Annotated in this window: 22 protein-coding genes; 10 read left to right on the forward strand and 12 right to left on the reverse strand. The window is 70.5% G+C overall.

What is annotated here, in order from left to right:
* Positions 1-32 precede the first annotated feature (32 nt).
* Complete coding sequence (locus ABD140_RS17485) at positions 33-830, forward strand: class I SAM-dependent methyltransferase (RefSeq protein ID WP_344241911.1); 798 nt, start codon at positions 33-35, stop codon at positions 828-830.
* Between the two features lie 130 nt (positions 831-960).
* Here the strand turns inward: ABD140_RS17485 and ABD140_RS17490 are convergent, their stop codons facing one another.
* From ABD140_RS17490 to ABD140_RS17500, 3 genes are all read right to left on the reverse strand, one after another.
* Positions 961-1,965: a helix-turn-helix domain-containing protein gene (locus ABD140_RS17490; protein ID WP_344241912.1), complete on the reverse strand. Its 1,005-nt coding sequence runs from the start codon at positions 1,963-1,965 to the stop codon at positions 961-963.
* Between the two features lie 17 nt (positions 1,966-1,982).
* Positions 1,983-2,891, reverse strand: coding sequence for an alpha/beta hydrolase (locus ABD140_RS17495; protein ID WP_425544128.1), 909 nt, complete (start codon positions 2,889-2,891; stop codon positions 1,983-1,985).
* Between the two features lie 289 nt (positions 2,892-3,180).
* Positions 3,181-3,756 (reverse strand): hypothetical protein, encoded by a 576-nt coding sequence (locus ABD140_RS17500; RefSeq protein WP_344241914.1) that lies wholly within the window; start codon positions 3,754-3,756, stop codon positions 3,181-3,183.
* Positions 3,757-4,363: 607 nt separating this feature from the next.
* Here ABD140_RS17500 and ABD140_RS17505 point away from each other — a divergent pair.
* Positions 4,364-5,059: a DUF429 domain-containing protein gene (locus tag ABD140_RS17505; protein ID WP_344241915.1), complete on the forward strand. Its 696-nt coding sequence runs from the start codon at positions 4,364-4,366 to the stop codon at positions 5,057-5,059.
* A gap of 224 nt (positions 5,060-5,283) precedes the next feature.
* On the opposite strand, the gene ABD140_RS17510 is transcribed toward ABD140_RS17505, so the two are convergent.
* A complete protein-coding gene (locus ABD140_RS17510) occupies positions 5,284-6,975 on the reverse strand; it encodes a class I adenylate-forming enzyme family protein (RefSeq protein WP_344241916.1) in 1,692 nt (563 codons plus the stop codon).
* Positions 6,976-7,229: 254 nt separating this feature from the next.
* Here ABD140_RS17510 and ABD140_RS17515 point away from each other — a divergent pair, with 254 nt between their 5' ends.
* Positions 7,230-8,372, forward strand: coding sequence for a phospholipase D-like domain-containing protein (locus ABD140_RS17515; RefSeq protein ID WP_344241917.1), 1,143 nt, complete (start codon positions 7,230-7,232; stop codon positions 8,370-8,372).
* Positions 8,373-8,440: 68 nt separating this feature from the next.
* Here ABD140_RS17515 and ABD140_RS17520 read toward each other — a convergent pair whose 3' ends face one another.
* On the reverse strand, positions 8,441-9,427 hold the full coding sequence (locus ABD140_RS17520) for a winged helix-turn-helix transcriptional regulator (RefSeq protein WP_344241918.1): 987 nt from the start codon (positions 9,425-9,427) through the stop codon (positions 8,441-8,443).
* Between the two features lie 219 nt (positions 9,428-9,646).
* Positions 9,647-11,305, reverse strand: a complete 1,659-nt coding sequence (locus tag ABD140_RS17525) for a TerD family protein (protein ID WP_344241919.1) — start codon at positions 11,303-11,305, stop codon at positions 9,647-9,649.
* A 234-nt stretch (positions 11,306-11,539) separates the two neighbouring features.
* On the opposite strand from ABD140_RS17525, the gene ABD140_RS17530 reads away from it, so the two are divergent.
* Complete coding sequence (locus ABD140_RS17530) at positions 11,540-12,241, forward strand: Orn/Lys/Arg family decarboxylase (protein WP_344241920.1); 702 nt, start codon at positions 11,540-11,542, stop codon at positions 12,239-12,241.
* Here the strand turns inward: ABD140_RS17530 and ABD140_RS17535 are convergent.
* On the reverse strand, positions 12,201-12,587 hold the full coding sequence (locus ABD140_RS17535; RefSeq protein ID WP_344241921.1) for a DUF7144 family membrane protein: 387 nt from the start codon (positions 12,585-12,587) through the stop codon (positions 12,201-12,203). The genes ABD140_RS17530 and ABD140_RS17535 overlap by 41 nt on opposite strands.
* Before the next feature lie 222 nt (positions 12,588-12,809).
* On the opposite strand from ABD140_RS17535, the gene ABD140_RS17540 reads away from it, so the two are divergent.
* Positions 12,810-13,361, forward strand: a complete 552-nt coding sequence (locus tag ABD140_RS17540) for a hemerythrin domain-containing protein (protein ID WP_344241922.1) — start codon at positions 12,810-12,812, stop codon at positions 13,359-13,361.
* 38 nt (positions 13,362-13,399) lie between these two features.
* Here ABD140_RS17540 and ABD140_RS17545 read toward each other — a convergent pair whose 3' ends face one another.
* Positions 13,400-13,912: a mycothiol transferase gene (locus ABD140_RS17545; RefSeq protein WP_344241923.1), complete on the reverse strand. Its 513-nt coding sequence runs from the start codon at positions 13,910-13,912 to the stop codon at positions 13,400-13,402.
* Between the two features lie 143 nt (positions 13,913-14,055).
* Between ABD140_RS17545 and ABD140_RS17550 the strand changes: the two genes are divergently transcribed.
* The 5 genes from ABD140_RS17550 (at position 14,056) to ABD140_RS17570 (ending at position 19,499) form a co-directional block, all read left to right on the forward strand.
* Positions 14,056-15,678, forward strand: coding sequence for a hypothetical protein (locus ABD140_RS17550; RefSeq protein WP_344241924.1), 1,623 nt, complete (start codon positions 14,056-14,058; stop codon positions 15,676-15,678).
* Positions 15,663-17,759: a carbon starvation CstA family protein gene (locus ABD140_RS17555; RefSeq protein ID WP_344241925.1), complete on the forward strand. Its 2,097-nt coding sequence runs from the start codon at positions 15,663-15,665 to the stop codon at positions 17,757-17,759. The genes ABD140_RS17550 and ABD140_RS17555 overlap by 16 nt, the downstream gene beginning before the upstream one ends.
* Positions 17,756-17,923: a YbdD/YjiX family protein gene (locus tag ABD140_RS17560; RefSeq protein WP_344241926.1), complete on the forward strand. Its 168-nt coding sequence runs from the start codon at positions 17,756-17,758 to the stop codon at positions 17,921-17,923. Before ABD140_RS17555 ends, ABD140_RS17560 begins: the two co-directional genes overlap by 4 nt.
* 215 nt (positions 17,924-18,138) lie before the next feature.
* On the forward strand, positions 18,139-18,459 hold the full coding sequence (locus ABD140_RS17565) for a PadR family transcriptional regulator (RefSeq protein WP_344241927.1): 321 nt from the start codon (positions 18,139-18,141) through the stop codon (positions 18,457-18,459).
* Positions 18,456-19,499 (forward strand): HAAS signaling domain-containing protein, encoded by a 1,044-nt coding sequence (locus ABD140_RS17570; RefSeq protein ID WP_344241928.1) that lies wholly within the window; start codon positions 18,456-18,458, stop codon positions 19,497-19,499. The genes ABD140_RS17565 and ABD140_RS17570 overlap by 4 nt, the downstream gene beginning before the upstream one ends.
* A 314-nt stretch (positions 19,500-19,813) precedes the next feature.
* Here ABD140_RS17570 and ABD140_RS17575 read toward each other — a convergent pair whose 3' ends face one another.
* The 4 genes from ABD140_RS17575 to ABD140_RS17590 all read right to left on the reverse strand — a co-directional run bounded on the left by ABD140_RS17575 (position 19,814) and on the right by ABD140_RS17590 (position 24,181).
* Positions 19,814-21,229 (reverse strand): sensor histidine kinase, encoded by a 1,416-nt coding sequence (locus tag ABD140_RS17575; RefSeq protein ID WP_344241929.1) that lies wholly within the window; start codon positions 21,227-21,229, stop codon positions 19,814-19,816.
* Between the two features lie 113 nt (positions 21,230-21,342).
* A complete protein-coding gene (locus ABD140_RS17580) occupies positions 21,343-21,942 on the reverse strand; it encodes a hypothetical protein (RefSeq protein ID WP_344241930.1) in 600 nt (199 codons plus the stop codon).
* Positions 21,939-23,951 (reverse strand): hypothetical protein, encoded by a 2,013-nt coding sequence (locus tag ABD140_RS17585; RefSeq protein ID WP_344241931.1) that lies wholly within the window; start codon positions 23,949-23,951, stop codon positions 21,939-21,941. Before ABD140_RS17585 ends, ABD140_RS17580 begins: the two co-directional genes overlap by 4 nt.
* Positions 23,948-24,181 (reverse strand): hypothetical protein, encoded by a 234-nt coding sequence (locus ABD140_RS17590; RefSeq protein WP_344241932.1) that lies wholly within the window; start codon positions 24,179-24,181, stop codon positions 23,948-23,950. Before ABD140_RS17590 ends, ABD140_RS17585 begins: the two co-directional genes overlap by 4 nt.
* Positions 24,182-24,221 lie beyond the last annotated feature (40 nt).

Below are 24,221 nucleotides of genomic sequence, written 5' to 3' on the forward strand. Positions count from 1 at the left end.
GCCGGACCGGCAGAGATGCGAAGATCGTGGACATGAGCGCTTCCGATGGCAAGCCTTCCGTTGTAGGGGTGTTCGACCGGTCCGCGGCGAACTACGAACAGGTCGGTGTGGAGTTCTTCGCCCCCATGGGACGGGCGCTGGTGGAACGGGCCGCGATCGCCGAGGGCGCGCGCGTCCTGGACGTCGGGTGCGGGCGCGGGCACGTGCTGTTCCCCGCCGCCGAGGCCGCGGGCCCGTCCGGGTCCGTCGTGGGCACCGACCTCGCCGAGGGGATGGTCGCGCTGACGGCGTCGGCCGCCGCCCACCTGCCGTGGGTGACCGTGGCCGTCGGCGACGCCGGCGCCCCGGACTTCCCCGACGGCTCGTTCGACACCGTGCTCGCCGGGCTCGTGATCTTCTTCCTGCCCGCCCCCGAGGAGGCCCTGGCCGCCTACCACCGCCTGCTGCGTCCCGGCGGGCTGCTCGCCCTCAGCACCTTCGGCGCCCAGGACCCCCTCTTCGGCACCGTCGTGAAGACCCTCTCCGCCTTCGCCCCGGCCGGAGAGGGGGAGCGCCCCGTCGACCGCTTCGGCGACCCGGCCTCCATCACCGCCCTCCTCGCCGGCTGGGCCGACGTCGAGATCACCGAGCACCTCGTCGAGACCCGCTTCCCCGGCAGGCCCGTCTTCTGGGACTGGCTCTGGACGCACGGGCTGCGCGCCCTCATGGAGGAGATCCCCGAGTCCCGCCTCGAGGAGGCCCGCGCCGCCGTCCACGCGGAGCTTCCCGAGGCGCCCTTCTCCCTGCGCACCACCCTGCGCGTCACCACCGCGCGCAAGGTCAGCGGGTGAGGACCAGATAGAGGACCAGCGTGGCGGCCACGCTGATGAGGATCGAACCCAGACATCCAAGACGACTTGAGAAAAAGAAGAACATATTCCTCCCCTACCCACGGGACGGGTAAGGACCGGCTCCGGCAGGTCAGGGGTTGCGGTGGAGGCGGCGGGCGAGGAGCGCCAGGTGGAGGCGCAGTCGGCCGGAGGGTGTGCGGACGTCCCAGCCGAGGAGGCGGGAGGCCTGGGCCAGACGGGTCTGCAGGGTGGAGTGGTGGACGGTGAGGGCGGTCGCCGCGGCGCGGAGGCTGGTGGCGGAGGCGACCGTGTCCAGGGTCAGCAGCATCCAGGGGGCGGCGACCGCGGCGCGCTCCAGGGCGCGGGTGTCGGGGTCGGGGCGGTCTCCCGGCCGGACGTGCGCGGCCAGGACGGCCAGCGGACCCAGCTCCTCGGCGTGGAAGACGCGCGGGCCCGGGTCCTGGTCGGTGCCTTCGGCGGTCAGGCGGAGGGCGGTGCGGGCCGCCTCCCAGGAGGAGGGCAGGTCCGCGACGTCCACCGCGGCGCCCACTCCGGCGCGGCGCCCCTCCGGGACGTTCGCACCGTCCGGACCGTCCGGCCGGATGATCGGCGGTCCGTCCGGGAAGACGATGACGCGGACGGGTCCGTCGGTCTTCAGACCGAGACGGCGGGCCGCCCACAGGCGTTCGTGCTCCGGGGTCCGCGGGTCCAGGAGGATTTCGACGGGCTCGCGGGCCGGAGTCCGGGTGCGCTCCAGGACGGTACGGGCGGCGGCGGCCGCCCGTTCGAGGATCATCGGATCCAGCTCCGCGGGCCCGGAGGTCCGCTCCAGCAGCAGACGGGCCGGCCCGCCGGTCGCGACCTCCTCGGCGGGCCACCGCGGATCGACCGCGTCCCGGGCGTCGCCGCCGAAGGCGCGGGTGTCGGCGGGGGCTCCGTCGGGGGTCGCGCGCAGGTGGAGGCGGCGGTCCTCGTCGACCAGCCGGGCGGGGCACCTGGCCAGGAAGGCCGCGCCGCGGACGATGGCCTCCAGGCCCGCCCGCTGGGCGACGAGCGCGTCGAAGTAGGCGATGACCCGGACGGCGGCGCCCGCCCGGGGATCCAGCTCGGTCAGCCTGCCTACGAGCTCTCTCACCTCTCCATCATCGCTCCTCAGGAGGACAGGACGCGGCGCGCCCAGCGCAGGCGTGCCTCCTTGGCCTCGGCGGAGATCGCGGCGTGCGGGGCGAGCTCGTCGAACCCGTGGCAGCCGCCGGGCCAGACGTGGAGCTCGGCGACGCCGCCCGCCCGCCAGATCCGGGTGGCGTAGGCGACGTCCTCGTCCCGGAACGTCTCGGCCGAGCCGACGTCGATGAACGCCGGGGGCAGGCCGGAGAGGTCCTCGGCGCGGGCCGGCGCCGCGTACGGGGAGACGTCGGGGCCGCCGCGGGCGTCGCCCAGCAGCGCCGTCCAGCCGGTGTCGTTGCAGGTGCGGTCCCACAGGCCGAGCCCGGCCATCTGGAACGACGAGGGGGTGTCGTTGCGGTCGTCGAGCATCGGGCAGATCAGCATCTGCCCGGCCGGCGCGGGCCCCCGGCGGTCCCGGGCCAGCAGGGACACCGCGGCGGCCAGGCCGCCGCCCGCGCTGGTGCCGGCGACGATCAGGCGGCCGAGGTCCAGGCCCAGCTCGTCGGCGTGCCCGGCGGTCCAGAGCAGGCCGGCGTAGCAGTCCTCGACGGGCGCGGGGTGCGGGTGCTCGGGCGCCAGGCGGTACTCCACCGAGACCAGCGCCATCCCCAGGTCCCCGGCGATCTCCAGCATGTCGGACACCCCGTGCCGGTTGGTGCCCATCACCATGCCGCCGCCGTGGATGTAGTAGATCACCCCCGTCGGCCCGGTCGCGCCGGCCGGGCGGCAGATCAGCAGCGGGACGTCGGGCGCGCCCTCCGGGCCCGGAACCGCGCGCTCCTCGACGGTGAACGCCCCGTTCCCGGTGAACTCCGCGGCCGGCAGGGCGCCCAGCTCGGCTGCGGCCGCCCGGTAGACCGGGATGCGCGCGGCGACGAGCCCGTCCGCGGGCATGGTCTTGTGGACGACCGCCAGCGTGGCGGCCACGGTCGGGTCGAAGGGGGGCGGAGGGCCCACCGGGCTCTGCTGCGTCACGGCTCTCCTCGCGGTGCTCATGCGGCCGGACCACGGCCGCGAGCACCATTGTGGAGTCGCCCGGAGACCGGCGGAGCCCGTCAAACGGCGGACGTACTCCGCCGATCCGGCGGTCCCGCGGCTGCCGCGCGAGCGCGCTCCCGGCCCCGCACGGCCGTGCGGAGGGGCTCCACGGCCCCTCCGCACGGGAGTCCAGGACGTCGACCGGTCAGGCGCCGACCTTGTACAGGGTGTCCTTGACCACCTTGTCCTCCGTGACGCCCCCCTTGGCCGTGTTCCCGCTCGCCGCCTTGTCGGCGGGCTTCTCGGCGGGCTTGTCGGCCGGCTTCTCAGCCGGGGGCTTCGCGGCCGGAGGCTGCTCGGCGGGCTTGTCCGCGGGCTTCTCGGCCGGCTTGCCGCCGGGCTTCCCCGCCGCGTCGAGGTCGAAGAGGTGCACGTCGTGGTCGTAGTTCCCGTACGGGGTGTCGGCCTTGATCTGCACCCAGACCTGCTTCTCCCCCTTGAGGTACAGCCGGGTGCTGCCCTTGGCCACGCTGAGGTCGAACGGCAGCTCGACGCCCTCCTTCAGCGTCCCGGTGGCCTCCCCCAGCGAGGCGGGCCCCGAGAGCGGCACCTGCATCGCCCCCGTCACCTCGGCGTTCAGGTCGCCGGGCGCGATCCCGCCCCGCACCTGCCACACCTCGAAGTGGTACTCGAAGTTCTCCTTGCCCCCCGCGCTCTTGCGGGTCAGCATCCCTCCGTTCTGCACCCGGGTGACGCCCTCGCCCCCGGGTGGCTCCTTCACCGCGACCCGAGCCCCTCTCTCGGCGGCCGCGTACGCGACAGCCGGCACAGCCGACACCCCCAGCGGAACGACGACGGCCAGAACACCTGCGAAACGGCGAGTACGAAGCACGAGCTCCCTTTCCCGAAGTCCCAACGGCCTTGGTCCCGACCCGCCCTACCCAGCGTGATCGTTCTGTTACCGCGACACACCCCCAAGGCCAGGCAAAGGAGCACTCACGAGAGGGTAATCCGACGGGAAAATCCCCACATCCCCACCACCGGGAGCCGGAGAAACCCCCGGCCCGTCCTCGGGCGCGCCCCACCGGGGCCGACGTGAATATGCGGCAATCTTCGGCATTTCACCGACGCGTCGACATGGGTCAACAAACGCTCCTGTAACCGATTTGTGATTGACAGTAGCGTGATCGAGTGGTGACGTTGAGATCCGATCCGATATGTCCCGCTGGAAGGAACCCCTCCCTCCGGGGTCGCGGCGGAACGCGATCCTTTCCCCTGTCGCGTGCCGCTAACTGACCTAGATTTCCGTAGTCCGTCCGTTATGGCAGTGAGATGGGCCCGGAGGTTCTACAGTCGTCTTCGACATGCAAGAAAACGGGGAGAAGTGCATGAACAAGCCGCGAGTCCTGGGCGTGGACGCCTGCCGCAGAGGATGGGTGGGGATCGCGGTGGAGTGGGACGGAGGGCTGACCGCCTACCACGCCCCGGAGATCGGCCGGCTGGTCGACCAGGCCGAGCGGGACGGCAAGGTCGACGCGGTGGCGGTGGACATGCCGATCGGGCTGGCCGACGCCGGACGGCGGCAGGCGGACGTGCTGGCGCGCAAGGAGGCCGGGCCGCAGTGGTACTCGGTGACCATCGTCCCGGTGCGGGAGGCGCTGGAGAGCGCGGACATCGACGACGCGCGGGCCACCAACCTCCGCCTGGCCGGTGACGGCCTCACCCCCCACGCGTTCTCGCTCCGGGCCAAGATCCTCCAGGTGGAGCACTGGGTGCGGGAGACCCACCTCCCGGTCGTCGAGGTGCGGCCCGAGGTGAGCTTCGCGGCGCTGGCCGGAGAGCACCTGCCCTCCCGCAGGTCGTCCTGGGCCGGCGCCCACCACCGCCGCGAGCTCCTCGCCCGCGCCGGGATCATGCTCCCCAACGAGCTCGGCGATCCCGGCCTGCGCGCCGGCGTCGACGACCTGCTCGGCGCCGCGGCCGCCGCCTGGACCGCGCGCCGCGTCTCCCGGGGCGAGGCGCGCGCCCTCCCCGACCCTCCGGAGACTTTCAGCGACGGCCTGTCCTGCGCCATCTGGATCTGAAATCTGCTCCCGCGCGGAGAATGAGGCGGGACGTCCCATGACCATCTACTGACGGAAGTCAGATACCACTGACAGAAACGTGGACGCCCCTCCACTCTCCGTGCACGCCGGCACCCATCGCCTCCGCGGTGCCGCCCGGTCTCATGGCGAGAATCTCGGAACCCCGCCTTTCCCGCCCGGTCGACTCGGTGTCAGGAATCCTGATACCGAGCCGATCGGCAAGGTCAGCGGAGCCCCCCGCGCAGGTCGCGCTTGAGGATCTTGCCGACGGGGTTGCGGGGCAGGGACGGGCGGAGTTCGAGGCGTTCGGGGAGCTTGAAGGACGCGATGCGCCGGTCGCGCAGGTGGGAGACGAGCTCCTCCAGGGTGGGGGCGGCGCCTTCGGCGGGGACGGCGATGGCGCCGTCCCGCTCGCCGAGGACGTCGTCGGGGTAGCCGACGACGGCGACCTCGGCGACGGAGGGGTGCCCGGCCAGGAGGTCCTCCAGTTCCGCGGGCGCGATGTTCATGCCGCCGCGGATGATGAGGTCCTTGGCACGGTCGACGTGGTGCAGGAAGCGGCCGTCCTCGCCGGCGATCTCGAACACGTCGCCGGTGCGCAGGTAGCCCTCCTCGTCGAACGGGGTGGGCAGGTCCGCGCCGTTCAGGTAGCCGGGGAAGACCGTCGGCCCCTTGATGCGCAGCTCGCCGGGCACTCCGGGCTCCGTCACCTCCTCGCCGGTGGCGGGGTCGACGAGGCGCACCCGCACCTGGTCGGAGAGGCGGGACGTCCACTTCACCCCGGGGACGCCGTAGCGGGGGAAGTAGCGGGCGCGATGCTCGGGGTCGGGCACGTCGTGCGGGTCGGTGAGGAGCGCGATGCCCTCGTTGGAGCCGAAGAAGTTGATGATCCCGATGCCGTGCCGCTCCTGCCATCCGCGCACCATCGCGGGCGGCAGCGGCGCGGAGCCCGAGCCGATGGCGCGCAGCGAACCGAGGTCCGCGGCGGCGAGGATCTCGGGGCGGGCGAGCAGCAGGCCCAGCAGGGCGGGCGGGGCCACGGTGTACGTCGCCTTCTCCAGCGCGATCTGCCGCAGGAACGCCGGCAGGTCGAACGGGTGGTGCTGGACGAGCACGCCTCCGACGCGCAGCCACGGCAGGAACATGCCGGCGATCCCCGCCATGTTCACCATCGGGAACGGGTTGAGCAGCACGTCCTCGGACGTCAGCCTCGGCGCGTCCACGCTCGCCCAGGTGATGGCGAGCCAGTCGTAGTGGGTGCGCGGCACGCCCTTGGGCGCGCTCTCGGTGCCGGACGTCCAGCAGATCGTCACGCAGTCGTTCGGGTCGGCCGGGTGCGCGGCGGCGTGGGCCTCGACGATCTCGCGGGCCGCCGGACCGGAGAGGACGGGGTGTGCCTCGTCCGGCAGGTCGTCGCCGTACGCGATGACCGTCCGCAGCTCGGGCAGCGCGGAGCGGACGGCGCAGATCTCCCGGACGGGCGAGCGGTCCCCGATCCGGTCGACCGTCAGGTACGCGTCGAAGCCCGCGAGCCTCCCCAGCTCGGTGATCTCGTGTTCGCGGTACTGGACGGGCAGCGGCGAGACGACGGCGCCGATCCGCCAGCACGCCAGGTAGGCGGTGACGAGCTCGACGGTGTTGGGCATCTGGACGCCCACCACGGCACCCGCGCCGACGCCTTGCGCCAGCAGCGTGTGGGCGAGCGTGTTCACTTCCTCGTCGAGCTCGCGCCAGGTGAGCCGACGGGGCCGCTCACCGGTCAGATCCGCCTTGTTGGCGGGGTCGACGACCGCGAGCCGGCCGGGAGCGGCCGCCACGCGCGCGCGGAACAGCCCGTCCAGGGTCTCCTCGCTCCACCAGCCCGCGGCGGTGTACTCGGCGACGCGTTCGGCGGGATGCAGTCCTCGAAGACCCATCGCGTTGTCCTCTCCTCGTGCCCACGGGGCCGGGCCGCACCGGCCGCTACGGAGATCCTCTTCCCCGCGGTCCGAGCAAAGGACTTGAATCACGAAATACAGCGAGAATTCTTAGCAGTCATCATCCCGCTGACCCGCACGAACCGCTTCCCACCGCACAGGCGGCCCTCCTTGACTGACCGAAATGCGCCATGCATCCCCCTATGATCTTGATCTACCGTGTCATGGTCATTTTGGACCGTTGAAGGGTTCGCATGAGATCTGGACTGAAATACCTCGCCGCGCTCCTCCCCCTGGCCTTCCTCCTGGTGAGCGCCCCCGCCCACGCCGCTTACACGCCGCCGCAGGGCGCGCTCTTCAACCGGCCGACGGCCGCCGGGGCAGGCGCGGAGAACACCATCCAGAACCACCTGCTCAACCTCATCAACAACGCCGCCGCCGGGTCAGAGATCCGCGTCGTGATGTACACCTGGCGCGAGGACGTCATCAAGAACGCCCTGATCTCCGCGCACGCCGACCGCGGAGTCAAGGTGAAAGTCCTGATGAACAATTCCGTGGACGGCGATTCCGTGGCCGCCTACGACGCGCTGCGCGCCGCGCTCGGGGGCGACCTGAGCGCGGGCTCCTGGGCCGCCCAGTGCAAGAAGGGCTGGGGATGCCTCGGCACGGGCATCAACCACAACAAGTTCTTCATGTTCTCGCAGGCCGGCACGGCGCAGAACGTCGTCGTCCAGACCTCGGCCAACCTGACTTACCACAACCGCGTCTCGTACTGGAACAACGCTTACACCGTCGCGGACGCGGGCGTGTACGGCCTCTACAACAACTACTTCAACCGCCTGAAGACCGGCGTCAACCGCACGACCACCCCGGACAACGACGAGTACTGGACGGGCTCCAGCGGCTCGCACAAGCTCTACACCTACCCGTACGCCCAGTCCGACACCATCGTGAACGTCCTCGACAACGTCAAGTGCGGCACGGACCCCGACGCCCTCACCCGCATCCGCGTCGCCGTGCTCAAGTTCGGCCGGACGGCCATCGCCGAGAAGCTCGTCGCCCTGAAGAAGCAGGGCTGCCGCGTCTACGTCGTCTTCGAGGACTTCGACGGTTCGAGCGTGGGCGGCATCATCAGCGGCAAGCTCAGCGGCATCAAGCGCTGCGCGGCCGACGACCTGACGGTCCACTCCAAGTACATGACCATCGAGTCCGGTTCAGGCAGCTACGCCGGGACGAGCGGCCTCAAGCTGGTCTTCACCGGCAGTCACAACTACCACGACAACTCGCTGCGCTACAACGACGAGACCGTGCTGCGCGTCACCGGCGCGACCACCTACCAGCAGTACGAGGACAACTTCGACGAGGGCCTCTACACCCACTGCCCCTCCTGGAGCTGAAGACCCGCCGCGGGGACCGGGGGCGGCGCGGTCCCCGTCCCCGCGGCGCCCCTTTCCGGCGAACCGCCTCAGACGCTGTTCCCGACCAGCACCTCGGTGCCTTGCAAGAGCCCCCCGCACTGGTCGCAGATCAGCCGGGTGCGCAGGTCCTGGCCGCAGTCGCGGTGGGTGTAGACCAGCGCGGGGCCCTCGTCGGCGAGGAACCAGCGCTGCCCCCAGTCGATCGCGGTCATGACCACCGGGTAGAAGGCGCGTCCCTTCTCGGTGAAGCGGTAGCTCTGCCAGTCGGCCCGGTCCTCTCCCGGCACCTGGGTGAAGACGCCCAGCTCGCAGAAGACGCGGAGCCGGTCGGAGATGATCGTCGGCGGGGCGCCGAGCCGCTGCTCGAAGTCGCGGAACCGCTGCGCTCCCTGGAAGGCGGCGCCCAGCAGCGCCGCCGACCAGCGGTTGCCGATCAGCGCCATCGTCTCGGGGAACATGCCGGCGCCCTCGGCGGACGCCGAGCGGCGGCGGGTGGTGGCGGCCGGCACCGAGCGGCTCCAGGTGCCGCTCGGACCGAACCCCCCGGTGACGTCGGCGGCCCGCGCGGGCTTCTCGCACGCCGCGCACGAGAGCACCGGCAGGAAGGCCCGCCCGCACGTGCGGTGCGCCATCCGGGGCAGGCGCTCGGGACGCGCCTGCACCCACTCCGCCTCCCAGCCCCAGATCGCCACCAGCACCGGCCACAGGTCGCGGCCGCGCCGGGTGAGGACGTACTCGAACCGCTTGGCCTTCCTCTGGTACTCGACCCTCTCGAACATCCCCATCTCCGTGAGGACGTGGAGCCTGCGGGTCAGCACGGCGTGGGAGATCGGCAGCTCCTGCCGCCACTCCCCGTACCGCCGGACGCCCAGCATCGCGTGGCGCAGGATGAGGAGGTTCCACTCGTCCCCGATGAGGCCGAGGGTCCATCCGACGGCGTTGGTGCCGCCCGGCGGCAGCGGGGTGGGCCGGTCCGGCGGGTGGACGACCTGCCGGGGCGTCCCGCCCGGCGGGTCCGTCGGAGGTCTGGTCAAAGGTCGCCTTTCAGAGCCCTGCCGCCGTCCGGTCCTTACTACAACAGTGAGAGTAAGTCGTCAATGACATCCTCCTCGGGTGTCGGGAGAGCCTCACGCTACAACCGGGTTCCCGGCGCGTCCGCGAGGCGCGCGTACGAGGCCCGGCGGAAGCGGACGCCCCGCGCAGGGGCGGCCCGCGGCGGAGGTCCGGGTGCTCCCCCGCCTCCGCGGAGAGGCTCAGGTGATCACGACGCCGTGGGCCCGTGCCAGGTCGGCCAGGCCGCCGGGCCAGCCCTGGCCGACGGAGCGGAGGTGCCACGCGGACCCGCCGTCGGCGGAGCGGTAGAGCTCCGCGATCACCACCGCGCGGGCCGCGGGATCCGGCGGGACGGGAAGGACCCAGCAGCCGGCGATCGAGTGGAGTTGCAGGCCGGCCCCCTCGGCGGGCCGCCCCATGCCGATCGCCAGGATGACGCGGTGCAGGTGCGGGGGCAGGGCGGCCAGGTCGAGCGCCGCCCGTTGGACGCTGTAGGTCTCCTCGGAGCTCTTTCCCAGGAGCCGGACCGCGCCTTGGGCGGCGATGGGCTGGTTGTAGAAGACGAAGTCCTCATCGCCGCCCACCCTGCCGTCCGCGCCGGTGAGCAGGAGCACGAGGTCGGCGTCCGGGTCGAGGGAGCCGAAGGCCGCCGTCAGGTCGCGGACGGTCGCTTCGGGAAGGGGAAGGTGCTGTCCGGGCGCCAGGTGGACGGGTGAGGGAGGCAGCGGGCTCGGAGCAGCACTCTGGCGCCATTGCGCGAAGGGCACCGTCTCGTAGGGGTTGATCAGGGGCGAGGCGGGCTCCAGAACGTCACCGAAGTCGTCCAAAGACTGTTCGCCTTCGTCGAGGGCGGTCTCCAGGAGCTCTCGCAGGCTCGGCAGACGCTCGATGTCGAGTGGTTTCACGACGGTCGACAGGTTGCCGGAGGCGGTGACGGTGACCGAGCAGGAGACGTCCCGCCCCAGGTCGAGGAAGTGCAGGGCGTCCCGGGGCTCGCGCCACGGCGTCGTCTCGATCGCCCTGCGCGTCCACTGGCCGTAGGCGACAACGCCGAGGCGCTGCGTTTCGGACATGCGGGTGAGGACCGCGAGGTCGATCGCGGTGATGCCGGGCGCGGAGGCGAACGCCTCCTTCAGGGTGGCGATGACGTTGGAGCCCATGATGGTGAGCCACCACAGGAGCCTGTCGCGTTTGGTGAGCTTCTTCAGCGTCGTCCGTCCACCGGGGGTGAGGGCGGGCATCCGGTCGGGCAGGGTGTCCAGGTCCTGCTGCCTCATCAGGACGGACAGCACGCCGTCCCGCACTCCCACGGCGCAGCCGGCCGCCGGGTTGTCGGCGAAGGCGGCGTTGACCGCCTCGCAGACCGTCTCCTCGTCGTTCATGGTGAGCGCCTGCCACCACTGGTCGGCGGAAGCGGCGAGCTGCTGGTGCTTCTGGGCGAGCCGGGCCCGCTCGGAGGCGAGGTAGGCGGGCGCCTCCTGCCGGGCGCGCCGCCTGGCCGCCGCGCGATCGGCACGCGCGAACACGCCCAGCCCGCGCAGGTGGAAGGCGGAGGCCGCCGACAGAGCCCAGTCCTGGTCGAGGGCGGGCGGCCGCGAGACGATGGGAAGCCGCGCGGGCGGGAAGTCCTGCAGGTGGACGCTGGTCGTCTGGCGGCGCAGCTCCTTGAGCTGGGCGATCAGCGCGTCCCTTTCGGCTTCCTGCTGCGCCCGTTCCGCGGCGCGTCTCGCCCGTTCGAGCTGCGCCGCGGAAGGCCCCGACGAACGCCTGCGCGTCGTCCCGCGGCCCCCTCCGCCCAGAGAGGTCGACGCGAAGAAGGGGCCGAGACCGCTGGAGACCGACGTTCTTCCGGAACCCATGTGCACCCGGGCGATGCGCGGACCGACGGAAGCGCGGACTCCCCGCGTCGAGACCCGCACGCTCAAACCCGGCACACCGACCCGAAATCCGAAGCCCACCTCGGCACCTCCCCGCCCAGCACACCCCTTCTGTGTAAATTAGCACTCAGCACTATGCATCTGTGTACTGAATTTTCAAGATCTTTCCTTCCCGAAAGGGGATCCCCGCCCGCCCGGACACGGCGCGAGTGAGGGGTGCAGCTCCCCGGGAAAGGGACTTTCATAGACCATTCAGAAACTTCACGTCGGCCGGCCGACCTCACCCGTCAGGCCGTCGAAGAACTCGACGGCCTGCGCGTCCACGGCCCGGAATTCGTCGGCCCCGGACGCGCCGCCTCACCGGACCCCCTCCAGCTCATCATCGACCTGACGGGCCTGGGCGTCAGCGGCTACCAGGCCGCGGACTGGATGCGGGAGCAGCACGGGGTCAACCTGCACGTCTCCGACCACCGCCGCAGCTCCGCCCAGCTCACCTACGCCGACGACGAGTACACCGCCGGCCGTCTCCTCACCGCGCTCTCCGATCTCGTCCAGCACGCCGAAGACTTCCCGGAACCGGCGGACATCTCGGTTCCCAGCCCGCGGGAACTCCGCCTGGAGCAGGCCGAGCCACCGCGTGACGCGTTCTTCGGACGCACCGAGCAGATTCCCCTGGCGAACGCCGCGGGCCGGGTCGGCGCCGAAATGCCGACCCCTTATCCGCCCGGAATCCCCGCCGTCGTCCCGGGCGAACGCCTGACCTCCGCCATCCTGGAATACCTGCGCAGCGGAGTGCAGTCCGGAATGGTCGTCCCGGACGCCGTCGACGCGAACTGGAAACCGTTCGCGTGCTGGCCTGAGTCCTTCTCCTGCCCCGCTAGACCGTCTCGGGAATGTAGGTCAGCAGCGCCCAGATGATGATGATGTCGAGAATGATGACGAGAATGGACCACCACGGGTAGTAGGGAATGAAGAAGAAGTGCTCGATCGCCTGGAGCACGGCCAGCGCGACCGCGGGCCAGCGCGCCCATCCCTGTCCCGACATCAGCGCCAGCGCGAGGCCCACGAGCAGCACCCCGATGATGAGGTGGATCCAGCCCCATCCGGTGGTGTCGAACTCGTACACGTAATTCGGGGCCAGAACGAAGAACTCCCTTTTGGCGATGGCCGCGATCCCGACGATGATGCCCCAGATCCCGTTCAGGATCATCATGACCGAGACGAAGAGCACGACCCCCGACGCGGCTGCCTGGCGTCCGTTCATCCGTCACCCCTTTCACCCGTTCCTCACCTGTCTCCACGGTTTTCCCGGCGGGGTCGCCGTGAAGAGCGAAGACCGTGATCTTTTGCCCTGAACTGCGAAAGGACTTCACCAAGCGATCTCCATGAGAGGACATCGAAACCGGCAGTGACTCTTGTCACCGTGGTTCACCGGTTCTCAGGGGTAGGGCAAAAGACATGACCAGCTGAACCGAAAGGAGTCACCATGGCCACCGGTACTCGGGAAGACGTGGTCGATCTGCTGCTGAAGCAGCACGACGAGATCCGTTCGCTGCTCGACACCGTCGAGCGGAGCAGCGGCGAGCGACGAAAGCAGAAGTTCGACGAGCTGCGCCGGCTCCTCGCGGTCCACGAGACCGCCGAGGAGGAGGTCGTCCACCCGTATGCGCGGCGGAAGCTGGGCGGGGACGACGCCGTCGACGAGCTCGTGGACGAGGAGAGGAAGGGCAAGGAGGTCCTGAAGCGGCTGGAGCGGGTGGAGACCGGCTCCCCGGACTTCCTGCCGCTCTTCCGCCAGCTGCGCACCTCCATCGAGGCGCACGCCCGGCACGAGGAGGAGTCGGAGTTCCCGCAGCTGCGGATCAAGGGCTCCACGGACGAGCTCACCGGCATGGCCACCCTGGTCAAGGCCGCCGAGTCCGTCGCGCCCACGCATCCGCATCCGGGGGTGGAGGGCCAGGCGAAGAACCTCGCCCTGGGCCCGATGGCCGCGGTCGTCGACCGCACCCGGGACGCGATCCACAAGGCGCGCAGCTGAGCCGCGAGCAGGGGGCGGGGTCCGGGGGGCCCCGCCCCCTACATGTGCGCGCGCTCGTACATTCCCCGGATGTAGGCCGCCTGGCCGACGTGCTGGAGGTCGTCCTCGACGACGCTGACGAGCCGGACGGCCATCGTGACGGGCGGAATCCAGTTCTCGTCGACGATCCGCGCCAGTTCCGGCTCCTTCACGGACTGGACGAAGTCCTCCGTCTGCGCGTGGACGGCGTCGTGGTAGCCGATCAGGGTCTCGGCGTCGGCCTTGACGGCGGCGACCTGCTCGGGCGAGTGCCCGTACCCGATGTCGTGGAGGTCCAGCGGCAGGCGGAACCTCTCGGCCCAGCCCCCGGACGTCCAGATCTGCTCGGTGCCGATGATCTCCGAGACGTGGTCGTCCTGGACGCGGGTGAGATGCCAGACCAGCCACGCGATCGTGTTCGCCTCCGCGTCCGGCCGGTATGTCAGCGCGGCCGCGTCCAGCCCCTTGACGATGGCCCGGACGCTCTCCTTGATGCGGCCGAAGGCGTCGACGAGTAGATCGGTGCTGGTCATCTGCTGTCTCCTCTGCGCTTCCGGCCCCCGAAGACGATGCCTTCCCGCCCTCAGCACCATGCACACGTGGTTGCCAGGTATCGCGGAAGGTGCCATTCTCGGATCATGTTCTCTTCACGAAAGGGCGTTCAGCGCCCCGGCCGTTGAGCGCCGGTGAGGGCGCGGCCACCTACCTGGCCCACGCCCTGTCCCTCAGTGCTCTGCACGGCCCCGGCCCCTGGCCTTCCGGCGGTTCTCCGCTTCCCGACGAACGCCCCGATCCGGAAGCGATCCTCTCGGACGTCGTGTTCGACGGGATCCGCACCCATCATTTCGGCTTCGATGCGCAGCCGGAGACGGCCGCCGAACTCGCAGAACGCATCAGCGAGACCGTCCTCCACGACCTCGATCCGTCCCCGCTGGGCGAGCTCTTCGCAGAGCAGTCCGTGCTGCCGCTGGCCGATGACCTCGTCAAAGAGCTCCGCACGCGTCGCCTCCCCCGCGAGAAGCTGCGTTCCGTGGCCCTCCACGTGGTGGAGCACGCCACCCGGGGCTCCGAAACGAAACTCGGCATCGTCCTGCTCGGCATCTGCGGTGACGAACGCGACCGGGAGCTGCTGCTCCTTCTCGGCTCACTCGAAACGCTGACGCTCTACGCCGTCGTCGCGCTCTCGAACACCCAGCCCGACCCGCAACGCGCTGCTTTCGAACTCGCTCAGCGCGTCGAAGGCTGGGGGCGCATCCACGCCGTGGAGCGCCTTGAGGGCTGCGGAGACCCGGAGATCAAGGCGTGGCTGCTCCGGGAGGGCTTCCGCAACCACATCATGAACGAGTACCTCGCACACATCGCGGCCACCACCGGCGGCCTGTACGAGGCGCTTCTCTCCGACGACGTGGACGCCGCCCTGCTGGACGGCGCCGCTGACATCCTCTCCGCGCTGGCCATGGGCGGCCCCGCCAAGGACATGGCCCACTACGACGACGCCGTCCCGGCGATGCACCGTTTCGCGGAACTCGCCGACGCGAGACCCACCCTTTCGCGCCTCGACGCCCTGCTCACTCTCTCCCGCCTGCTCGACAGGACCGGTTTCTCGTGGCCGGAGCACGAACCCGCACGTCTCAAGTCCCGCTACGAGGCCGTTCTTTCGCAGCGGAAGTGGCACAGCCTGGTGTCGGCGCATCTCGTCCGCCCCGTAGGGGAGTACGGCTTCACCCACGCGCTGTCCTGCGCCGGACGGCTGGGCGTCCCCGCCACTCCTCACGCTCTCGGCCATCTGGAGAAGGACCCTTACAACGCCTACGTCTGGCAGTGGCTGCTGGAGCGTGTGTCGCGCGAGGAGGCGGACCTGGTCGTCGCCCACGCCGAACGGCTGCTGCCGCTCGGCGACCTGGCGTCCGGACCCGCCGAGAGCCTGGGTTTCGGTGAGCACCATGCCCCCGACCAGGCCCTCGGGGTCATCGTCCGGGGGCTTGAGAAGCATCCCGGCGCGGGCCACGGGTTGCTGCGGGTCGCGTTGAGCAGCCCTGTGATCAGCACCCGCAACGCCGTGCTCATGGCGCTGGAGGCCTGGCCTTCCGAAGCCCGCCCGCCCGAGGCCGGCGCCTGGCTCACGGCTGCCGGATCCATCGAGCCCGACCCTCGGGTCCGCGAGCGCATCCAGCGACATCTCGGACTCACCGACCAGGGGTTATCCACAGTACGCACCGGAGTGGGCACGATCTGTGATGTCATGAGACCAGTGACGCGGATCGCTCCGGAAGGGGGCCCGCCGTGCGGGAGAAAGTGATCTGGTTCCTGGTCGCCGCGGTCGGCGCCCTGGCCTGGACCGTGCTCGCCCTCGCCCGGGGCGAGCACGTGTCCGCGGCCTGGATCCTGTTCGCGGCGCTGGCCTCCTACGCCATCGCCTACCGCTTCTACGCGCGGTTCATCGTCCACCGCGTCCTGCGCGTCGACGACACCCGCGCCACCCCGGCCGAGCTGAAGAACAACGGCATCGACTTCCACCCGACGGACCGGCGCGTCCTGTTCGGCCACCACTTCGCCGCGATCGCGGGCGCGGGCCCCCTGGTGGGGCCCGTCCTGGCCGCCCAGTGGGGGTACCTGCCCAGCACCCTGTGGATCATCCTCGGCGTCATCTTCGCCGGCGCCGTCCAGGACCTCGTGGTGCTCTTCTTCTCGATGCGCCGCGGCGGACGCAGCCTCGGCCAGATGGCCCGCGACGAGATCGGCCCCGTGGGCGGCGTCGCGGCGCTGGTCGGCGCCCTGTCCATCATGGTCATCCTGCTGGCGGTGCTGGCGCTGGTGGTGGTCAACGCCCTGGCCCACTCCCCCTGGGGCGCCTTCTCCATCACGATGACCGTCCCCATCGCGCTGTTCATGGGCTTCTACCTGCGCTATCTGCGGTTCGGCAGGGTCATGGAGGTCTCCGTGATCGGCGCGGCGCTGCTGCTCCTCGCCGTCGTCGCGGGCCGCTGGGTCGCCGAGTCGGGCTGGGCCGGCGCGTTCACCTGGTCCCCCGAGACCCTCACCCTCGCCCTCGTCGGGTACGGCTTCGTCGCGTCGGTGCTGCCGGTGTGGATGCTGCTCGCCCCGCGCGACTACCTCAGCGCTTTCATGAAGGTCGGCGTCGTGGTGATGCTCGCCGCCGGCATCGTCGCCGCCCTGCCGGACCTGCGCACCGAGGCGTTCACGTCCTTCGCCTGGAACGGCGACGGGCCCGTCGTGGCGGGCGCGCTGTTCCCCTTCGTCTTCATCACCATCGCGTGCGGCGCGCTGTCGGGCTTCCACGCCCTGGTGGCCAGCGGCACCACCCCGAAGCTGGTGGAGAAGGAGTCCCAGATCCGGGTCATCGGCTACGGCGGCATGCTCACCGAGTCCTTCGTCGCCATCATGGCGCTGATAGCGGCCTGCATCATCGATCCCGGCCTGTACTACGCGATGAACATGCCGGCCTCCGCCCTCGGCCCCACCCTGGAGTCGGCATCCCGCGCCGTGGCCGACCTCGGCTTCACCGTCACGCCCGAGCAGCTGTCCCGCACGGCGCAGGAGGTCGGCGAGAGCACCCTCGTCGCCCGGACGGGCGGCGCCCCCACCCTGGCGGTGGGCATCGCCGAGATCCTCGCCTCCGTCATCGGCGGCAAGGCCTTCTGGTACCACTTCGCGGTGATGTTCGAGGCCCTGTTCATCCTGACGACGGTCGACGCGGGCACCAGGATCGGCCGGTTCATGCTGCAGGACACCCTCGGCAACGTGTGGAAGAAGTTCGGCGACATCAGCTGGAAGCCCGGCCTCTACCTCTCCAGCGCGGTCATCGTCGCGGCCTGGGGCTATTTCCTGTGGGCGGGCGTCAAAGACCCCCTCGGCGGCATCAACCAGCTCTTCCCGCTGTTCGGCATCTCCAACCAGCTGCTCGCCGCCATCGCCCTGATCGTGTGCACGACCCTTCTCATCAAGACGGGGCGCGCCAGATACGCGTGGGTGACGCTCCTCCCGCTCGTCTGGGACGTGGCGGTGACGCTCACCGCGTCCTGGCAGAAGGTCTTCTCCAGCGACCCGAAGATCGGCTTCTTCGCCCAGCGCGACCTCTACCAGGACGCCCTGGACGCCGGAAAGACCTCCCTGGGCAACGCCAGGTCCGTCGCCGCGATGGAGCAGGTCGTCCTGAACTCCACGGTCGACGGCGTCCTGGCCGCCTTCTTCGCCCTCCTCGTCCTCATCATCCTCGCCGACGCCGTCCGCGTCTGGATCACCGCGCTCCGCCGCCACGTGCGCACCACCGAGGACCCCTACATCGAGTCCCAGCTCTGGGCCCCCTCCGGCCTCATCCCCACCGCCGAAGAACGCCGCAGGCAGAAAGCCCTGTCATGACCTGGCGCTCCCTGTGGAGGCTCCTCCGCGAACTCACCGGCGACCGCGCCTACGAGCAGTACCTCGAACACCGCGCCACCACCCACCCCGGCGAACCCGTCCTCCCCGAAAAGGACTTCTGGCGCCTCCGCACGGACTCCCGCCCCCCGTCCGGCTGCTGCTGAGCGCTACCGGGCCGCTGCCGTCGGCTCCAGCTCCCCGTCCGACAGCTGCTCCTACCGGACCGCCGCCGTCGGCCGCTTCCTCCAGGCCGCTGTTGAGCTGCCGTTGAGCTGCTCGGGGCTCCGGGTAGTGAGGGTCCCCGGCCTCACGGGCATATTGGGTCTTGTGCGGTAGTGCGGTTAGCGTAGTAGTGTGCACGGCGTAAGGAGGTTTTCCGGTGGACACCACTCAGCTCCTCAAGGGAGTGCTCGACCTCGCCGTGCTGGCGGTCCTCGATCGGGAGGACAGCTACGGCTACGACGTCGTGCGCCGTCTTCGCGAAACCGGCCTGGAGGACGTCGGCGACGCCTCGGTGTACGGGACGCTGCGCCGGCTGTTCAAGGCGGGCGCGCTCAACTCCTATGTCGTCCCGTCCGAGGAGGGGCCGCACCGCAAGTACTACGGCCTGAACGCCACGGGCCGCACGGTGCTCGCCGACTCCCGCAAGACCTGGACCTCGTTCGCACAGACCATGGACACCCTTCTGGAGAGTCGATGACCACCACACCGGTCTCCGAATACGCCGCGGCCGTCCGCGCCGCCCTCAGCCACGTCCCCGAGACGGACCGGTCCGAGCTCCTGGAGGATCTCGAAGACCACCTGACGGAGGTCGCCGGCGAGTCCGGCGAGCCCCTCGAGACCCGCCTCGGCACCCCCGAGTCCTACGCCGCCGAACTGTACGCGGCCTACCTGCAGCGCCCCGACCAGCGCCCCTCCGACAAGAAGCGCCGCAACCTCCTGCGCGCCCTGGAGACCCGCACCGAGGCCTTCCACACCCGCGTCAACGACCGCTTCCCCGGCTACGACAAGCTCCGGAACGACTTCCGCCCCGCCTGGTGGCTCCTTCGCGGCTACCTGATCTCCTTCGCCTTCTGGGGCTTCAAGTCGGGCAGGCTCCACCCGGTCCCGTGGGACACCTTCGACTGGCTGGTCCTCATCGTCGTCACCACCACCTCGGTGATCCTCGGCTACCGGGTGCGCGACGGCCGCTCCCGCCCGTTGCGCCTCTTCTCCCTGGGCGCCGGCCTTCTCGCCGGATTCGTCGCCTTCGCCCTCCTGGTAGAGGGCGGAAGGAACCCCGAGCCGTACGTCTACAGCCCCGTGGACTACCAGCCGCACAGCGATCTGGCGAACATCTACCCGTACACCAAGGACGGAAAGCCCCTCAAGGACGTCCTCCTCTACGACCAGCACGGCAACCCCATCCAGCTCGACTACCAGCAGCACGGCTACGAGCAGATCCCGAGCACGGCCCCGCGGATCCCCAACTCCTACCCGCTGCCCATCTGCGCCTCCGACCTCTACCAGGAGGAGGCCCGCCTCATCCCCCGCTGCTCGGCCTCCGACCCCGGGACCTTCCCCGCCGAGGCCCCCGTCCCCGACCTCCCCACGGCCGCCCCCGCCGCCCCGTCGGACCCGTCGGACAGCTCCCGGCCAAGCGCTCCCTCCCGGCCGGACGCCTCCGAATCGAGCACCCCGGCCCCGACGGACACCCCGAAGCCGCCCTCCGCGTCCCCCGAGAGCAGCCCCACGGAGTGACCCGCCCCTGACCACCCCGCCTGATCCGGTCCGCGCGCAGCACCGATCAGGCGGGGTTCTCCTTTTTCCTCTCCTCTCATCAGGTGGGGAAGAGATCTCCCGGACCCTCGACGCCCGGGAACAGTCCCGCAGAGTGACCATGCTCTGAGCACCCCGCCTGAATCGGCCCGTGCGCAGCGTCGGTCAGACGGCTTTCCCCTTCCCCTCTCACAGGCGAAGAGGGGTGCCCGGACTCCGCGGCCGATCGCCTTCGGCCGTTTCGTACTGAAGGAGGCGAGAGCTCAGGGAGGCGTGGCTAAGGAAGGCGGGTGTGGTCAGTCGGCTGCGGTGGCGCCTGAGCGGGATTGCATGAGGGGGAGGCGGAGGACGAAGTGGGCGCCGGGGTCGTTGTCGGCGATGGTGAGGGAGCCGTCGTGGCCTTCGGCTATCGCTCGGGCGATGGGGAGGCCCAGGCCTGTGCCCTCTTTATCCAGTTCGCGGGATTCTTCCAGGCGGGCGAAACGTTCGAAGACGCGTTCGCGGGCGGCCGGGGGGATGCCCGAGCCGTCGTCGACGATGTCGATGACGGCTTCCTGGCGGGCGGGGTCGGTGGTGAGGCGGACGTCGACGCGGGAGGCGGCGTGGCGTTCGGCGTTGGCGAGGAGGTTGCCGAGGGCGCGGCTCAGGCGGACGCGGTTGCCGAGGACTTCGACGCCCCGGACGGCGGTGACGGTGACGGGGACGCGGCCGATGCGCCGTTCGCATTCGCGGGTGGCGAGCTCGGCCAGGTCGATGCGTTCGAGGCGTTGCGGGGTCCCGGCGTCCAGGCGGGCGAGTTCCAGCAGGTCGCTGACGATCTCGCCGAGTCTTTCGGCGTCCTGCAGGGCCTTGCGCGCCTCCGGTCTCCACGGGAAGTCGTCGGGCTCCTCAACGAGCATCTCCAGCCGGGTCTGCAGTCCCGTGATCGGGTTGCGGAGGTCGTGGGAGGCGTCGGAGACGAACCTGCGCTGGCGTTCCGTGGCCTCCTCGAGGCGGCTGAGCGTGTCGTTGACGGTGGTCGCCAGGTCGTCGATCTCGCCTCCGGTCCCCGGCACGGGCACCCGGCGCTTCAGGTCCGCGGTCGTGGTGATCTCGGAGAGCTCCCTGCGCATGTCCTCCACGGGCACGAAGGACAGGCCGACGACGTACCAGGTGCCGGCGCCGATCAACAGGAGCAGGAAGATGGCGAGCGCGCCGAACTGGAGCGGCAGCAGCCGGTCGGTGAGCGCCGTCGGCAGCGGCTCCGCCCCGTACACCACGACCAGCTGGCCGTAAGCGGAACGAGGAACGAGGAAACTCGTGACATGTACGCATTCATCGAGGTAGGACGGGCATTCCGTGGTGTCCGACCGCACCTCCTTCTCGCTGGGCCAGTCCTCCGACAGCCGCGGCTTTCCTTCCAGCGCCGCCGTGGAGGCGAGGACCCGCCCGTCCCGCCCCACGATCTGGACGAGATTGGTCTCCCCGGACTCGGGGACGATCGGATCGGGAACCCGGCGGACGGCGGCCATCGTGCCCAGCTGCCGCGCCGCGTGCGCGGCCGCCCTCTGCGTCTCGTCCTCCGCGGTGCCCTGCACCAGGAAGATCGACAGCGCGACGCACATCCCCAGCGCCACCGCGGCGACCCCGGTCGTCACCATCGTCGCCCGCCCGCGCACGGACTTCAGCAGCCGCTTCCAGACCTGCTGGAGCCCGGAGCCGTCTGAGGACACCGGACCGCTCCCTCCCGCCCGACCGCCGCACCCCACCCAAGGTCACCACGCCCGCGACGACTACCTACCCATCACCCTCCGTGTTCGAACGACCGCCCGCCCAGGGAAGCCCGTCACCGCAACGGCCCCGGCTCACAACCGTGCAGCACACCGAAACGCTCCTCCGCAATCCGCATCAAAGCAACAAGATCCTCCCGATAGGACCGCTCCTCCTGGATTTCACCGACGTCGATCCGCAGCCAAGGGTCATGCCGCCCGCAGCGGAACGTCGAGACCACGTAGTACGGCCGATCGTCCGCATGGGACGGCGCGTGAACAAGGAACCCGTTCCCGAGTTCCCCTGGCAACCGTTCGGGACCGTATTCCACGTACTTCTTTCTTTGACGGTCGACGACTTCACGTCCTCCGCTCCTACTCCATCTCAGGCCAAGCGGACCTGCAGGGCCGCTGTCACGAACCAAACAGCCGCCCTTCTCCTCCAGCCACCCGCTCCGCTGCTCTTCAAGAGCTGAAACGACACCCGTGACAAGCCGAAGATCTTCTCTCGAAACCAGCTCGCACCAGTACGGCGAAGCACCGGTGACCGGACTCGAATCCGTCTTCGCATCGGCCTGCGGCGAACCCGACTCCGGCGCGTCGCCGCACCGCGTCATGGTGAGGAGCGTGATCAGTGCAAGGCTCACCGCCCTGACCACCAAGCCGTCCGCAGTCAACTTGCCTCCCCATTGACGGCGAAGCTCCGGATCGTCTCGTCACGGGCACGGTCGATCACCCCGTTCACGACGTGGCTCGCCTTCGGCAGCGGGAAATCACGTTCCTTGCACCAGTCGTAGAAAGCCTCGACCTGTCCTGCGTTCCAGCCGGCGGGTGGCAGTATCTTGCCGTTCTCCGCGAAGATCTCGCCCTGTACGTCGTTCGGTTCGTAGTGGAGGTGGGTGACCGTGGAGGAGAGGAGCATCTGGTTGACGAGGTCGCGCATGCGGTCCTCGTCGCTGACGCGGTGGGCCTCGGTGTTGGCTTTCTCGGCGTGTTCGCCGAAGCGTTCCACGAGGTGCTTCCCGATCTCGTCGAAGGCCTTCGCGCCCGCGGGGCCCGTGATCTGGGGCGGGGCTCCGAAGCGTGCGAGGTAGGAGGCCGGGTCGGCCAGGCCGAGGCCGAGGTCGATCTTCTTCTTGAGGGCGGCGTTGACCTCGTCCTCCTGGATCTTGAGCGCTTTCATGGTCTCCGTCCGCAGGGCGAGGAGCCGGCCCACCGCGCCGGCTCCCATGGCCAGCCCGACCTCGCCCTCGCGGCCCCGGCGGCGCTGGTCGTCGATCCACAGCCGCAGGTGCCCCACGTGTGCTTTGAACAGCGCGGTGTAGGCGGCGTCGTCGGTGACGGTGTCCGCGATGACGGCGAGCAGCAACCGGGTGCCCTCCCGGGAGCCGGGGACGATGTGTCCCGAGTCCTCCGCCGCGTAGAGCCCGGTGGAGACGGAGTCGAGCCGGCCGATCAGGATGTCGCCCACGGCCGTCCGGAGCCCGGCCAGCTCGTCGAACGCCGCACGGTCCTTGATCTTCAACCCGCCCGCCTCGTACTTCATCAGTGCCAGCTGATCCCCGCCCAGCACCCTGACGAGCTCCTCGAAGACCTTCCGGGACCGCTCGTCCCCGCCCGAGGCCGCGGCCCGGAGCGCCTGCCCGAGGGCGGCCCCGCGGTCGGTCCCCGCCCATACCCGGCGCTGCCCGTGCAGCAGGTAGCGCAGGTTCCCGGACGTCTCGCCGTCGGGCGTGTGGTCGAGCAGTATCTGCGCCCCCGTCCGCGAGGCGCCCGCCGCCGCGAGAAGCCCTTCCAGGTAGTGCCGGTCCCGTGGACCCGGCACGTGGATCCCCGACGCGTCCGGCACGGCCCGCCAGGAGGATGCACCGCGTTCCCTCGCATGGGCGAGCATGTCCCGCCCCACCACCCGCAGGAACGCGTCCGAATACTTCACCTCGGCGGACGCGAGGATCGTCCCCAGCCCCTGATACCCGAAATACAGCGGCCTGCTGTTCTCCGGCGGGAAACCGCTCCGCCCCGCGACCGCGAGCGCCGCCAGGAACCCGTCTCCCGCGTATCCCGCGGACAACGGACGCGTCCCGCGAGCGAGCGCCTTCGCCAGCAGTTCCAGAGCGGCCCGCGTATCGGCCGTATTCGCTTCGAGCATGACGTCGTGCCGTCCGGCGTCGGCCTGTAGCTCCCGAGCCAGCCCGAAAGGCACGTCCAGCAGCCCTACCGCTCCGAGCCGCTCCAGCATCCCTTCCGCGAAATACGGGTCATCGCCATGCTCCCCGTAATTGAGCAGCGATCGAAGCGCTCCCCGGTCTCCCGCCGCGGCCCGCGCGAAGAGTTCACCCGCCTGGTGCCCACTGACCCGGGCCTGTTGATCGGCGTACCTGTCCGGCAGCCGAACGAACTCCCCTTCCGGCGCGCACACCGCGAAACCGGGCAGCTGCGCGTCCAGATCTCGCGCGAGCCGGTACCGCCGCCGCAACTCGGGCCCCACCTCACGCGTCCACCGGGCGACCTGGGAGAGCTCCGCCGCAGGCCCGGTATCCGCTCCCACCGCCGCCAACGCCGCGTGAAGCCGCCGAGCGAGCTGCTCCAGCTCCTCCTCGGCCCGCCCCACGTCCGTGACGAGCTGCTCGAACGCCCCCAGACGAACCCCGCAGGCCCCCGGTTCCAGCCATCCGTCCCCGCTCACCGCACGACGCCTGCCCCGCCACCGGCCCTTTGCAACGAGTCCGCGGCCTTCCGCAACTGCTCCTGGAGCACCCGCCGGTTGCGCAGTAGCTCCCGTTCGAACGCCCGAGCCGACGGCCCCACCCACGCCTTCGCGTCCATGAGCCGCACCGGACGGTCCAGCAGCCCCCCGTGCTGTTCCGTCATCCTCTGCACCTCGACGAGGGCCATCCGCAGCCGAAATTCGTCCACACCAGCTCCCCCGAGCCCGACCTTTCGACACCGAAGGTAA

Source organism: Actinocorallia libanotica, assembly GCF_039525175.1.
GTDB lineage: Bacteria > Actinomycetota > Actinomycetes > Streptosporangiales > Streptosporangiaceae > Actinocorallia > Actinocorallia libanotica.